The 12,252-nt window shown below is 70.1% G+C and carries 14 protein-coding genes; 6 read left to right on the forward strand and 8 right to left on the reverse strand.

The window, feature by feature from the left end; genetic code table 11:
- Positions 1 to 115: 115 nt before the first annotated feature.
- Positions 116 to 1,462: an ABC transporter substrate-binding protein gene (locus tag ABZS40_RS23370; RefSeq protein ID WP_354945478.1), complete on the reverse strand. Its 1,347-nt coding sequence runs from the start codon at positions 1,460 to 1,462 to the stop codon at positions 116 to 118.
- A 250-nt stretch (positions 1,463 to 1,712) separates the two neighbouring features.
- Here ABZS40_RS23370 and ABZS40_RS23375 point away from each other — a divergent pair, with 250 nt between their 5' ends.
- Positions 1,713 to 2,486, forward strand: coding sequence for a peptidoglycan DD-metalloendopeptidase family protein (locus ABZS40_RS23375; RefSeq protein ID WP_354945479.1), 774 nt, complete (start codon positions 1,713 to 1,715; stop codon positions 2,484 to 2,486).
- 54 nt (positions 2,487 to 2,540) lie between these two features.
- Here ABZS40_RS23375 and ABZS40_RS23380 read toward each other — a convergent pair whose 3' ends face one another.
- The 5 genes from ABZS40_RS23380 to ABZS40_RS23400 form a co-directional block, all read right to left on the reverse strand.
- Positions 2,541 to 3,035: a TspO/MBR family protein gene (locus ABZS40_RS23380; protein WP_354945480.1), complete on the reverse strand. Its 495-nt coding sequence runs from the start codon at positions 3,033 to 3,035 to the stop codon at positions 2,541 to 2,543.
- Positions 3,036 to 3,206: 171 nt separating this feature from the next.
- Positions 3,207 to 3,350, reverse strand: coding sequence for a GPGG-motif small membrane protein (locus ABZS40_RS23385; protein WP_007464364.1), 144 nt, complete (start codon positions 3,348 to 3,350; stop codon positions 3,207 to 3,209).
- Entirely contained in the window at positions 3,341 to 4,117 is a 777-nt protein-coding gene (locus ABZS40_RS23390) for a metallophosphoesterase (RefSeq protein ID WP_334502008.1), read from the reverse strand. Before ABZS40_RS23390 ends, ABZS40_RS23385 begins: the two co-directional genes overlap by 10 nt.
- A gap of 9 nt (positions 4,118 to 4,126) precedes the next feature.
- Positions 4,127 to 4,402: a hypothetical protein gene (locus ABZS40_RS23395; RefSeq protein WP_238678177.1), complete on the reverse strand. Its 276-nt coding sequence runs from the start codon at positions 4,400 to 4,402 to the stop codon at positions 4,127 to 4,129.
- Positions 4,399 to 5,031: a nucleotidyltransferase gene (locus ABZS40_RS23400; RefSeq protein WP_354945481.1), complete on the reverse strand. Its 633-nt coding sequence runs from the start codon at positions 5,029 to 5,031 to the stop codon at positions 4,399 to 4,401. The genes ABZS40_RS23395 and ABZS40_RS23400 overlap by 4 nt, the downstream gene beginning before the upstream one ends.
- A gap of 118 nt (positions 5,032 to 5,149) precedes the next feature.
- Here ABZS40_RS23400 and ABZS40_RS23405 point away from each other — a divergent pair, with 118 nt between their 5' ends.
- Complete coding sequence (locus tag ABZS40_RS23405) at positions 5,150 to 5,836, forward strand: dTMP kinase (protein WP_354945483.1); 687 nt, start codon at positions 5,150 to 5,152, stop codon at positions 5,834 to 5,836.
- Here the strand turns inward: ABZS40_RS23405 and ABZS40_RS23410 are convergent.
- Positions 5,821 to 6,513: an SDR family NAD(P)-dependent oxidoreductase gene (locus ABZS40_RS23410; RefSeq protein WP_354945485.1), complete on the reverse strand. Its 693-nt coding sequence runs from the start codon at positions 6,511 to 6,513 to the stop codon at positions 5,821 to 5,823. The genes ABZS40_RS23405 and ABZS40_RS23410 overlap by 16 nt on opposite strands.
- A gap of 150 nt (positions 6,514 to 6,663) precedes the next feature.
- Between ABZS40_RS23410 and ABZS40_RS23415 the strand changes: the two genes are divergently transcribed.
- From ABZS40_RS23415 to ABZS40_RS23430, 4 genes are all read left to right on the forward strand, one after another.
- Complete coding sequence (locus ABZS40_RS23415; protein WP_354945487.1) at positions 6,664 to 7,680, forward strand: NAD-dependent epimerase/dehydratase family protein; 1,017 nt, start codon at positions 6,664 to 6,666, stop codon at positions 7,678 to 7,680.
- Positions 7,681 to 7,755: 75 nt separating this feature from the next.
- Complete coding sequence (locus tag ABZS40_RS23420; RefSeq protein WP_030488123.1) at positions 7,756 to 8,670, forward strand: MurR/RpiR family transcriptional regulator; 915 nt, start codon at positions 7,756 to 7,758, stop codon at positions 8,668 to 8,670.
- Positions 8,667 to 9,608 carry an N-acetylmuramic acid 6-phosphate etherase gene (gene murQ / locus ABZS40_RS23425; RefSeq protein WP_354945489.1) on the forward strand — a complete coding sequence of 314 codons (942 nt, stop codon included), beginning with the start codon at positions 8,667 to 8,669 and terminating at the stop codon, positions 9,606 to 9,608. Before ABZS40_RS23420 ends, murQ begins: the two co-directional genes overlap by 4 nt.
- Positions 9,609 to 9,986: 378 nt before the next feature.
- Positions 9,987 to 10,976, forward strand: a complete 990-nt coding sequence (locus ABZS40_RS23430) for a sigma-70 family RNA polymerase sigma factor (RefSeq protein WP_354945491.1) — start codon at positions 9,987 to 9,989, stop codon at positions 10,974 to 10,976.
- 72 nt (positions 10,977 to 11,048) lie between these two features.
- Here the strand turns inward: ABZS40_RS23430 and ABZS40_RS23435 are convergent, their stop codons facing one another.
- Positions 11,049 to 12,026: an NlpC/P60 family protein gene (locus tag ABZS40_RS23435; protein WP_354945493.1), complete on the reverse strand. Its 978-nt coding sequence runs from the start codon at positions 12,024 to 12,026 to the stop codon at positions 11,049 to 11,051.
- Positions 12,027 to 12,252: the final 226 nt, after the last annotated feature.

Genomic DNA, 12,252 nt, shown 5'->3' on the forward strand with positions numbered 1-12,252 from the left:
GGAAACCTGCACGACAGCGGGGACCCCCGACCGTTCCCCGCCGGCTACGACGGGGTGCTCGGCGTGGGCGCGATCGGGGCCCGGCCCGCGAACGCGGACCGGGCCACCGCCGGGATCACTTAGGCCAGCTGCTCTCGATGCCCTGGAGCACCGGGGCGGTCGCCTTGCCGTTCAGCCACTCGACCATGCCCTTCCAGAACGTTCCCGCGCCGACGGCGGCCGGCATCAGGTCGGATCCGTCGAAGCGGAAGGTGCCCGTCTTGTCCTGGAGGATCTGGACGGAGAGCTTGTCGATCGGGCTGGCGACGTTGGCGATGTCCAGCTTGTTGTTCGCCGTGACCCAGTTGCCGAGCTTCGCGCGGCTGTTCACGTACTCCGCCGAGACGAGGTAGGTCTGCACGGCCTGGACCTCGGGACGGTCGGCGTAGCCGACGACGAACTCGCCCGCGCCCAGCACCGGCTTGCCCTTGGCCGGGTCGATGGCCGGGAAGTAGAAGGCGAACGCGTCGCCGTCCTCGGCCACCTTGGTGCCCTCGGGGAACTGGTTGGCGTAGAACGACGCCTGTCGGTGCATCGCGCACTTGCCGGTGGTCACCGGCAGGCCTGCCTCCTGGAAGGCGGTGGTGGTGATGCTCTTGACGCCGCCGAAGCCGCCGTTGACGTACTTGTCGTTCTTGAGGATGCTGCCGGCGCGGTCGACCGCGTCGACGATCTTCGGGTCGTTGAACGGGATGGCGTGGGTGGTCCACTGGTCGTAGACCTCGGGACCCTGCGTACGCAGGACCACGTCCTCGATCCAGTCGGTGGCCGGCCAGCCGGTGGCGTCACCGGACTCGACGCCCGCGCACCACGGCTTGGTGCCGCTGGCGGCGATCTTGTCGCTCAGGGCGATGAGCTGGTCCCAGGTGGTCGGAACCTCCCAGCCCTTCTCCTTGAACGTCTTCGGCGAGTACCAGACGAAGGACTTCACGTTGGCGCCGAGCGGCACGCCGTAGAGCGTCCCGTTCACGGTGCCGTACTTCAGCCAGTCGGCCGGCATGTTCTGCTCGGCGAGGGCCTTGGTGTCGGCGCCGAGGGACTTCAGCTTGCCGGCGTCCGCGAAACGCTTCACCAGGCCCGGCTGGGGCACGAAGGCGATGTCGGGGGCGTTGCCACCGTCGACCCGGACGGGGAGCTGCGCCTCGAACTCGCCGCTGCCCTCGTAGTCGATCTCGATGCCGGTGCAGTCCTCGAACGACTTCCAGGAGTTCCGGAGCAGGTCGGCCTCGGCGTCACGGATGGACGCGTAGATGGAAACCTTCTTGCCGTCGTGGCCCTCGTACTTGTCGTATGCGGCGCACTCCGCGGAGTCCGCATTGCTGCTCTTCTTGTCGTCGCCGGTACCGCAGGCGGTGGCGCTGAGCGCCAGCCCGAGTACACCGGCGATCACGAAGGCCTGGCGTGGTCTGGTAAAGACCGCCATGCCGTCCTCCTTCCTAGCCGGCGCGGTCGTGCTGGTGACCTGCCGCCGGTCCGATTGGCCGTGCACACATGTAAGCGCTTGCATCCGGCCCGGTCCACCCCCTGTCAGACACGAGCGAGTAACAATCCGGAAACCTGCGGGCTGCCTGGTGGGCGCGCTCCCGGGACAAACTGGGGACTCTTTCGAAGATTGACGATATCTGTCAGGCTGGGCGCACCGGATCGAAGGTTTTCGACATAGGAGGAGCTGTATGCGAAAGCGGTGGATCAGCCTGCTGGTGACGGGTCTCTTCGTCGGGGGAGTGCTGGTGCCGGCGACCCCGGCCCTGGCCGCGCCGACCTTCAAGGTGCCGTTCCCGTGCGGCCAGTCCTGGTCCGGGCAGACCCGGTCGGACCACAGCCCGGCGTACGCCGTCGACTTCAACCGCACCGACGACAGCGGCGACCCGGTGGTCGCCAGCGCCCCCGGCACTGTCGACCGGGTGACCGACCTCGGTGGCACCAGCTACGGCAAGTACGTCCGGATCAACCACGGCGGCGGTTACAGCACCTACTACGCGCACCTCAACGGCTTCAACGTCTCGGTCGGGCAGACTGTCGGGTACGGCAAGGTGCTCGGCTGGGTCGGCAGCACCGGAGGCTCGACCGGCCCACACCTGCACTACGAGCAGCGCCTCAACGGCGCCGACATCCAGGTCCGCTTCAACGGCACCCTGGGGCTGTACTGGGGCACCAGGAGCTACACCAGTGACAACGGGTGCTCCTCGGGCAGCGGCAACGGCACTGTCGACACCAGCGGCACGCCGCTGACCGTCCGCTCCGGCCCCGGCACCGGTTACGCCTCGGTGGGCACCGTCGCCGACGGCGCCCGGGTGACCATCGCCTGCCAGACCAGCGGCACCACTGTCACCGGCACGTACGGCACCAGCTCGATCTGGGACCGGATCGGCTCCGGCCGCTACATCGCCGACGCGTACGTGTACACCGGGCACGACGGCTACATCCCCGGCGTGCCCCGCTGCTGACCCGGCTCCGGTCACGGTCCCCGGCGGCGGCCACCGTCGCCGGGGACCTGTCGGTCAGTCGTTCAGCTGCCAGATCGACAGGTTCAGCGCGGCGGCGAAGGTGACCCAGGCCCAGTACGGCAGCATCAGTGCCGCCGCCACCCGGGACACCCGGGCGAACAGCACCACGGTCAGGCCGATGGCCAGCCACATCAGCACGATCTCGGCGAACGCCAACCCGTACTGCCCCGCGCCGAAGAACAGCGGGGTCCAGATCGCGTTGAGCACCAGCTGGGCGGTCCACGCCCAGAGGGCGGGGGAGAAGCCGACCCGGCGCCACACCAGCCAACCGGCCACCGCGATCAGCGCGTAGAGCAGCGACCAGACCGGGCCGAACAGCCACGAGGGCGGGGCCCAGCCGGGCTGCCGCAGGTTCGCGTACTCCTCGGTGGTGCCCTGCACGCCCAGCCCGCCGATCGCGGCGGCGACGAAGACCGCCGCCGCGAACCCGGCGAGGCCCCACCACGCTCGCCGCCCGGAGGTCACCGGTGCGTCCTGAGATATCTCCATGGTCGAGATATTTCCTCTGGGAGTCGGCTCAAACCGACGAGCGGGAGAGCGGTCCGCGGGCCGACCACTCACGAAAAAGCGCCGGGATCGCCACGGCCGGTGCCTCTGTCGGGAGGACGAAGCTCCGGTCGCGGCGACCCCGGCGGGTCCCGGTTTTAAGGAATACGAGCGCTAATTGAAGATGCTGACACCACCCGGGCCGACCAACAGCCCGACGACGATGAGGACGATGCCCCACAGGATCTGCCGGCGGAACAGCGCGAGGATGCCGGCGACCACGAGTACGACTGCGAGAATCCAGAGAATCAGCTCCATGACCTCTGACTACCCGACTGGCCGATCGGGGAAACCTGGTCGGTGTCGAGTTGATCGCCAACGTGGAAGACGCTGTACGCCTGCTTGATCACGGGGTGCGCGACGTTGCGGACGCGTACCCCGCCGGGGGTCGTGCCGCGCTCGGTGCCGGCGTGCGCGTGACCGTGCACGGCCAGCGCCGTGGGCGCCGAGTCGATCGCCTGCCCCAACTGGTACGACCCCAGGAACGGGTAGATCTCCAACGGCTCGCCGGCCAGTGTGTCCGGCACCGGCGAGTAGTGGGTGAGCGCGACCAGCATGTCGCAGTCCAGTGAGCGCAGCGCCGCACCGAGGCGGTCCGCGCTGTCGGTGGTGGTCCGCACGAAGGCCTTCATCTCCGGCTCGCCGAAGTCACTGGCGCACCGCCCGGCGAACCCGCCGCCGAAGCCCTTGACGCCGGCGATGCCGAGCCGGCCACCCGCGCAGTCCAGCACGACACCGTTGCCCTCCAGCACTGTGATGCCCGCGTCCTGGAGCACCTTGACCACCTGTGGCACCTGGTCACACTGGTGGTCGTGGTTGCCCAGCACGGTCACCACCGGTACGGCCAACCCGCCGAACTCCTCTGCCACACAGCGCGCCTCGGCCTCGGTGCCGTGCCGGGTCAGGTCCCCGGCCAGCAGCAGCACGTCGGCGCACTCCGGCAGCTCCTCCAACGCCGGTCGGAACCGGCCGACCACGTCCTCGTCCAGATGCACGTCGCCCACAGCGGCAATCCGGATCACCATGGAACCTCCTCAGGGCAGTTGCTCGATCTCCGTGGGCGCTTGGGCGCGGATCACTCCGATGTCGCTGGTGACCGGCACGTCCGGGAAGCGCTCGGACACCAGACGCAGGATCTCCTCCCGCCGGTGCGGACTCTCCACCTCGCCGTAGAGCACGAGGGCGCGTTCCCGTCGAACCACTGTGATCCCCTGTTCGGCGACGGCAGGGTCCTCGACGAGCAACCGTTGGATCTCCGCCTCGACGTACTCGTCCGGTGGCCCGGCGCCGATGTCGCGATGGTGGGTCACGATGTCCCCTCTCCTGCCTGGGTGCCGGCGGCCGGCACCACCTCCAGCCGGTCCAGCAGCACCAGGAACGCCTCGGCGTACGGCGAGTGCTGCGTCTCCTTGCGTACCCGTTCCCAGTCGATCTGCTCCCGCAGCGAGCGGGCCAGCGGCAGACCGCGGGCGAAGTCGCAGTAGTGCTGGGAGAAGCTGAGCAGTTTGTGCACCATCAGCTGGGAGGCGGACAGCACCGGCATCTGGATCGCGTCCACCGGCCGGATGACAGTGTCGGCGAACGTCTCCTCGGTCACCGGCGTCTCGATCGGCCGGTGGATCAGGTCCACCATCCGGCCGTCGTCGAAGACCTTGACCAGCCAGTCCTCCGGTGGGCGCTCGGCGACGAAGCCGGCGGCCACCAGGGCCTCCAGTGCCTCCTCCACGTCGGCCTCCCGGATCAGGAAGTCGACGTCGTGATCGCTGGAGTGGCCCCCGTGGGCGTAGACCGCGAAGCTGCCGCCCAGGGCGAACGGAATCTCGGACTGCTTGAGCACGGCGGCGACCTTCTTGAGGGTGTGCACAAGACTCTCGTCCCCGCGCTCAGCCATCTGGTGTTCCTCCGTCGTCGTGTTGGTGGACCGGCGGTTGGATTTCAAACTCCGGTACCCGGCAAACCGGTCGTCCACACCTGCTGGTGTCGCGGTCGGGCGTCAACTGGGATGAAGCACCACAGACCCCCCGGAGCAGGTGCGTGGGTCGGATAACCTGTGGAGAGTGGCCAGATCATCGGGGATGCGACGACGCAAGGCCCGATTGCGCACCGTCGCCCTGATCGGGATCGACGGTTCGGGCAAGACCACGCAGGCACACCGGTTGGCCGACGCGCTGAACGCCGCCGGACGCCCCGCCACCTACCGCCGCAACGCCAGTGGTCGCCGCTGGCTCGGCCGGCTCGCGCACCGCCTCGGCCGGCCGGACGCGCAACGGCTCGTCGGTCGCGACGGCGTGCTGGCGGTGGAGTCGGTGCTGCGCTGGCTGGCCATCGCCGTCGCTCTGCTCAGCTGTCTGCTCACCGGCCGGACGGCGGTGATGGACCGCTACTCGGCCTGCCAGTACGCGAGCATCCGGGCGCACGGCGGGCAGCGCTGGGAGAGGCTGGCCCGGGCCGGCTACCGGCTGTTCCCGACGCCGCAGGTCACCTTCCTGCTCGCCGTCGACCCGGCGGAGGCGTACCGGCGGATCGAGGAACGCGGCACCGACCACGAGACGATGGGGTGGCTGACCGCCGCGGACACCGCCTACCGGGCACTGCCCGAGTACCCCAGCTTCGTGCTGGTGGACGCGGGCCGCCCGGCCGAGGAGGTGACCGAGCAGATTCAGGCGCACCTGGAGACCTGGCTGCCGCCGTCCGCGTCGGGCGGAGAGGACGTCGGCCCGGTGGTGGCTCAGGCCCGCCCGTAGACCGGCACTGTGGCGCCACTGGTCGGGGCGGACTCGGCCGACGCGAGGAACCGGATCACCGGCGCGATCTCGGCCGGGGTCACCCAGCGGGAATGGTCGGCGTCCGGCTGGGCCGCCCGGTTCGCCGGTGTGTCGATGACGCTGGGCAGCACCGTGTTGCAGCGCACGTTCTGCGACCGGTACTCCACAGCGACAGCGTTGGCGAAGGCCAGCACCGCCGCCTTGGCCGTCGAGTAGCCGGCCGCGCCGCGGAACGGGGCGAGCGCCGCGCGGGCCGAGACGCAGACCACCGCGCCGCCGCCGGACGCCACCAGGTGCGGGAGCGCGGCCTGGGTGACCAGGTAGGTCGGGCGCAGGTTGACGGTGAGCATCCGCTCGAACTCCTCGACCGGGGTCTCGTGCACCAACCCGCCGCTGGCGTACCCCCCGACGAGGTTGACCACCGCGCGCAGCGGCGCCGCCGGTTCGCCGGCCGCGGCCTCGACCGCCTGCGCCGCGCCCGCCGGCTCGCCCAGGTCCGCGACAACCCGGACCAGTCCGTCCGCCGCCGGCTCCGACCCGGGCCGGGCTTTCCGCTCGGGTACGACCACCCGCCAGCCCGCCTCGACGAACGCGGTGACGACAGCCCCGCCAAGCCCACCGGAACCCCCGGTAACCAAAACGCTGCGCTCTCCCATGAGCCCCACGCTAGTGCCCCCCGCTCTCCTGCGTCGATCATGAAGTTGTTGCCGTGACACGCCGATCCGAGTGGCAACAACTCCATGATCGCGGTCTGCCGTGGGCAGAGCGGCTGGCCGAATCGACTCGCGACGGCGCAGGATCGGCGGATGCGGATTCTCATTCTCGGTGGCACCCAGTTCCTCGGCCGGGCGACGGCCCGGCTCGCCGTCGAGCAGGGTCACGAGGTGACCTGTGCGGCCCGGGGCGTGTCTGGCACCGTGCCCGCCGGGGTGCGCTTCGTGGTGGCCGACCGCGACGATCCCGACTCGCTCGTCCCGCTCGCCGACGCGGGCTTCGACGCCGTGGTCGACGTGACCCGCCAGATCAGCCACGCCCGGCACGCGCTGGCCGCGCTAGCCGACCACGTCGGCCACTGGTCGTTCGTGTCGACGATCTCGGTGTACGCGGACCACACCACCCCGGGCCAGACCGCCGCGGACGCGCCGATCCTGGCGCCGGCCCCGCCGGACGTGGACGGTCCGATCGGCCCGGATCACCGCCGGTACGGCGAGTGCAAGGTGAGCATCGAGGAGCTGGTCCGGGAGCGGGTGGGCGTGGACCGTTCGTTCGTCTGCCGGGCGGGCCTGATCGTCGGCGCTGAGGATCCGAGCAACCGTTTCCCGTACTGGGTGCGGCGGCTGTCGGCCGGTGGCGAGGTGCTGGCCCCCGGGCACCCGACCGATCGGGTGCAGTTCGTGGACGTCGCCGATCTGGCCCGTTGGTTGCTGCACGCCGCCGGCACCCGCCTCGGCGGCACGTACGACGGCACCGGTCCGGCGATGTCCCGGGCCGACCTGTTGGCCGGCGTGGCCGCCGGGCTGGGCGTCGCCGATCCGGCCCTCACCTGGGTCGACCAGGAGTTCCTGCTGTCCCACGACGTACGCGAGTGGTCGGGGGAGCGGGCGTTGCCGCTCTGGGTGCGACTGCCGGAGACCGCTGGCCTGATGGACCGGGACGTCCGACCGGCCCTGGACGCCGGCCTGACGGTCCGTCCGCTGGCCGACACCGTTCGGGCGACCGCGTCCTGGATGGCCGCACAACCGGCGGCCGTCCGGCATGGTGGACTCGACCCGGCGGATGAGGCGGCGATCCTGGGGAAGTGGCAGGCTGTGCGGGACCGGTGATTCCGGCGATCAAAGTTTCCCCCACCTCGGACAGTCATAGTTGACGCTCACGCCTGGTGAAAGTAAGTTTCATCCGTGGCGAAGAGTCCGAAGATTTCTGCGAGTCACGAGCCCGGTGGGCTGATCGTCCACATCAGCGGGCTGTTGCCATCGCTGTCGCCCGCCGAGCAGCGGGTCGCCCGGCTGGTCGTCTCCGACCCGGCGGCCGCCGCCCGGCGGACAATCACCGACCTCGCCACCGCAGCCGAGACATCCGAGGCTACCGTCATCAGGTTCTGCCGTTCGGTGGGCATGGACGGTTACCCCCAGCTGCGCATCCGCCTCGCCGCCGAGGCCGCTCGCCGGATCGAGCCGCCGGACGCCCGAGTGGTCGGCGGTGACATCCCGCCCGGCGCCGATCTCGCGCAGATCATCGCCACCATCGCGTTCAACGACGCGCGCGCCGTCGAGGAGACTGCCGAGCAACTCGACCCCGCCGTCTGCGAGCAGGTGGTCGAGGCGATCAGCGGTGCCGGTCGGATCGACATCTACGGCGCCGGCGCCAGCGGGTTCGTCGCCTCGGACTTCCAGCAGAAGCTGCACCGCATCGGCCGGATCGCCTTCTATTTCCCGGACGTGCACACCGCGCTGACCTCGGCCGCCCTCCTGGGCCGGGGAGACGTGGCGATCGGCATCTCGCACACCGGCACCACCTCCGACGTGATCGAGGTGCTGGAGCAGGCCCGTACCCGCGGTGCCGCGACAGTGGCATTGACCAACTTCCCGCGCTCGCCGATCACCGACGTTGCGGACTTCGTGTTGACCACGGCGGCCCGGGAGACCACCTACCGCTCCGGCGCGACGGCCAGCCGGCTGGCCCAGCTCACAGTTGTCGACTGCCTCTTCGTCGGGGTGGCCGCCCGTAACCGGGCCCGGGCCCGCAAGGCCCTGGAGGCGACCGCAGAGGCGGTCCAGTCGCACCGGGTGGGTGCCAACCGGAGGCGGGCATGACGGCCGGTGCGGAGATGCCCGCACGGCCCGCTCGCCCCACAGTCCGGGTGGGCGCCCCCACGGAACGGCGTAACCCGCTCAGCGTCGACCTCGACCTGATGTCGACCCGGGACGTGCTCACCGTGATCAACGAGGCGGACCGGCGGGTGCCCACTGCGGTCGCCGCGGTGCTCGACGAGATCGCCACCACCGTCGACCTGGCGGTCGCGGCGCTTCGCGGCGGTCACCGGGTGCACTACTTCGGGGCCGGCACCTCCGGCCGGCTGGGCGTGCTCGACGCGGCCGAACTGGCCCCCACCTTCAACTCGCCCCGACACTGGTTCTGCGCGCACCTCGCGGGCGGCCCGGACGCCATGTGGCGAGCCGTCGAGGATGCTGAGGACGACGATCGGGGCGGCGCGGTCGAAGCGGCCAGTTGTGTACGGGCCGGGGACCTGGTGGTTGGTCTGGCGGCCAGCGGTCGCACCCCGTACGTCCTCGGGGCGCTTGCCTCGGCCCGCGCCAAGGGCGCCTCGACGGTGCTGCTCTGCGCCAATCCGGAGGCGGAGGCCGCCCGGTCGGTCGACGTGTTCATCGGAGTGGACACCGGACCCGAGGTGGTCACCGGGTCGACCCGGATGAAGGCGGGCACAGCACAGAAGTTGGTGCTCAACACGTTCTCGACCGCCGTCATGGTGCGCCTGGGGCGGGTCTACTCGAACCTCATGATCGATATGGTGGCCACCAACGCGAAACTCCGCGGACGAATGATCTCGATCCTGGTCGAGGCCACCGGTTGCTCGGAGGAGCTCTCCCGGCAGGCCCTCACCGAGGCTGACGGGGACCTGAAGACGGCGCTCGTCGCCCTCGTCTCGGGCGCTGAGATCGACGCTGCCCGGGCCGCGCTGGCCCGCTCGGCCGATCAGGTGCGCGGCGCCCTCGCCCTGCTCGCCTCCTAGCGCCCCCCGGCCCCGGGAGCGAATGGGGCCCCGGATTGTTCATCTGGCCGGGGGGTAATAACACCCCCGTGAATGAACCGAGCGGCTCAACGGTGCGTATCTGGCAGTGACCAGGATCGCATGGCTGTGGTGACCCGGGTCGCTGTGCCCCCACGGCGGGCGGTGTTGCCATGGGCGGTGACCCGTACGTGGTGCGCCCAGTGGCGAGCCACCCAATGGGGTGCTGACAGCAAACATGGACCGTGCTCTCAGCTACTACTCAGGCATTCGTGACACTTTCGACTCACGACGCGGAATCCCCGACACGTCTCATCTGTTGTGTAGGTGTCAGCACCGATGGGCACAGCAGAAGTTACCAGGGGCTGACAGGTGTGGGGAATGGCAAGGAACCGGGCAACCGGCGCGAGCGAGGGGACCGTGGGCAACGTGGACAAGAACATCGGCATGCGAACCGATCAGGTCGCCGAGGAACGCGACCTGGTGGGCGTCTACCTGCACGAGATCTCCCGGACGCCACTGCTGGACGCCGCCCGGGAGGTAGAGCTCTCCAAGGCGATCGAGGCCGGCCTCTACGCCGAGCACCTGCTCGGCGAGGACGCCGTTCCCGCCGGTGTCGACCGGGCCGACCTGGAGTGGCTGGTCGTCGAGGGGGAGCGCGCGAAGGACCTGTTCATCCGCGCGAACCTCCGACTGGTCGTGTCGATCGCTCGGCGTTACGTGCGCTCAGGGATGCCCATGCTGGACCTGATCCAGGAGGGCAACACCGGCCTCGTCCGGGCGGTCGAGAAGTTCGACTACGAGCGCGGCTACAAGTTCTCCACCTACGCCACCTGGTGGATCCGGCAGGCGATCAGCCGGGCGATCGCCCAGCAGGAGCGCACCGTCCGTCTGCCGGTGCACCTGGTGGAGGACGTCAACCGGATGCGCAACGTGGCTCGGCAGCTGACCCGTGAGTTGGGCAGCGACCCGGAGCCGGAGCAGATCGCGAACGCTCTCGGCGTCACCGTCGAGCGGGTGAACGAGCTGCGCCGCTGGTCGCAGGACACCGTCTCGCTGGACACCCCGGTCGGTGACGACGGCGACACCAGCCTCGGCGACCTGGTCGCCGACAGTGATGCGCCGTCGCCGGAGGACATCGTCCTCAGCGGCCTGGAGCGGCAGCGCATCGAGGGGCTGCTCAACCACCTCGACGATCGGTCCGCCGGCATCATGCGGGCCCGCTACGGGCTCGAGGACGGCCGGGAGCACTCGCTCACCGAGGTCGCGTCCCGCTTCTCGCTGTCCCGCGAGCGGATCCGGCAACTGGAGATCCAGGCCCTCGGGCGGCTCCGTGAGCTGGCCCGGGCGGAGGGGCTGCAAGCAGCCTGAGCTGGTAGTAATAACGGCGAACGGCCGGCGTCCGATAGGGGGACGCCGGCCGTTCGCCGTCAGCGATCGTGGTTAGCGGACCCGGCCGTAACCCTGGATGGACATCATGTTCATGCCACGCTTGAGCACGTTGCGACCGGCGCTGGGCGCGTCGATCACCTGACCGTCGCCCACGTAGAGGGCGACGTGCCCGAGCCCGCTGTAGAAGACCAGGTCGCCGGGGCGTAGCTCGCCCCGCCCGATGTGGGCGACAGCGCCCCACTGCATCCTGGTGTTGTGCGGCAGGGACTTCCCGGCCGCTCGCCAGGCCGCCGAGGTCAGACCGGAACAGTCGTAGCCGTTCGGCCCGTCGGCTGCCCAGACGTACGGCTTGCCGATCGCGCCGAACGCGTAACGCACCGCTGTGCCGGCAGCACCGGACACGGCGGGCACGTTCTTGGCCTCGGTCGTCGCCGCCTTGGGCTCGGGTTGCTCGGTGGCGGCCCCGTACGCCTGCCGGCGCAGCTCGTAGAGCCTGGCCAGATCCTGCTCGATCTGCTTCTTACCGGCGGCGAGCTGACGAGCCTGTGCGGCCTGCCGGGTCAAGGTCGCGCCCAGGCGGGCCTTCTCGTCGAGCAGCCGCTGCTGGTCGGCAGTGAAGCTGGAGATGCGCTCCTGCCGCTGGCGGGTCAACTGCTCGATGGCGCCGAGTCGGTCCAGCAGCGCGGCCGAGCCACCGGGACGCAACAGGGCGTCCGCGGTGCGCAGGCCGCCACTCTTGTACGCGGTGGAGGCAAGCTCCGCCACGTCGGCTCGGCTCTGCTCGACCTGCTGTTCGAGCGGGCCGATGCGGGTCTGTAATCGGGCCACGGCGGACTCGTTCGCCTTGATCTCCTCACGCAGCTTGTTGTACGACTCGACGACCCGCTCCAACTCGGCCGAGGACGTCTCGATCCGGCGGGTCAGGTCGGCGGGGGACGGCTCGGCCTGGGCCACCGCCGTCGGGGCGATCAGCGCAGCCGACATGCCGACCAGCGCCACGGTGCGCAGCAGATTTCTCAGGGATGACAAGAGCGGAAGGCCCCTCTCCCACGGCCGCCGGGGCTGCTGACGCCCTCGACGACACCGGCCGGGGCCATCCGGGCGGACGGCACTGGGCCGGACCGGCTCGCCCAACCTAACCCGGGACGGATGTTGCTCGCAGTTGAAGCAGGGGTCAAAGTTGGGAGAGTTGCGGGTCGGGCACCTGGGCTGGGTGGCGCCATGGTGGCTGATGACACCTGTGACCGAGGGAATA

It is taken from the genome of Micromonospora sp. NPDC005324 (assembly GCF_040607155.1).
Classification (GTDB): domain Bacteria; phylum Actinomycetota; class Actinomycetes; order Mycobacteriales; family Micromonosporaceae; genus Micromonospora; species Micromonospora trifolii.

Bases quoted from the DNA above. Each gene is read 5' to 3' on its own strand.
- ABZS40_RS23410 (WP_354945485.1), bottom strand. From the start codon at position 6,513: ATGGGAGAGCGCAGCGTTTTGGTTACCGGGGGTTCCGGTGGGCTTGGC.
- murQ (WP_354945489.1), top strand. From the start codon at position 8,667: ATGACGGCCGGTGCGGAGATGCCCGCACGGCCCGCTCGCCCCACAGTC.
- ABZS40_RS23430 (WP_354945491.1), top strand. From the start codon at position 9,987: ATGGCAAGGAACCGGGCAACCGGCGCGAGCGAGGGGACCGTGGGCAAC.
- ABZS40_RS23380 (WP_354945480.1), bottom strand. From the start codon at position 3,035: ATGGAGATATCTCAGGACGCACCGGTGACCTCCGGGCGGCGAGCGTGG.
- ABZS40_RS23375 (WP_354945479.1), top strand. From the start codon at position 1,713: ATGCGAAAGCGGTGGATCAGCCTGCTGGTGACGGGTCTCTTCGTCGGG.
- ABZS40_RS23415 (WP_354945487.1), top strand. From the start codon at position 6,664: ATGCGGATTCTCATTCTCGGTGGCACCCAGTTCCTCGGCCGGGCGACG.
- ABZS40_RS23385 (WP_007464364.1), bottom strand. From the start codon at position 3,350: ATGGAGCTGATTCTCTGGATTCTCGCAGTCGTACTCGTGGTCGCCGGC.
- ABZS40_RS23370 (WP_354945478.1), bottom strand. From the start codon at position 1,462: ATGGCGGTCTTTACCAGACCACGCCAGGCCTTCGTGATCGCCGGTGTA.
- ABZS40_RS23390 (WP_334502008.1), bottom strand. From the start codon at position 4,117: ATGGTGATCCGGATTGCCGCTGTGGGCGACGTGCATCTGGACGAGGAC.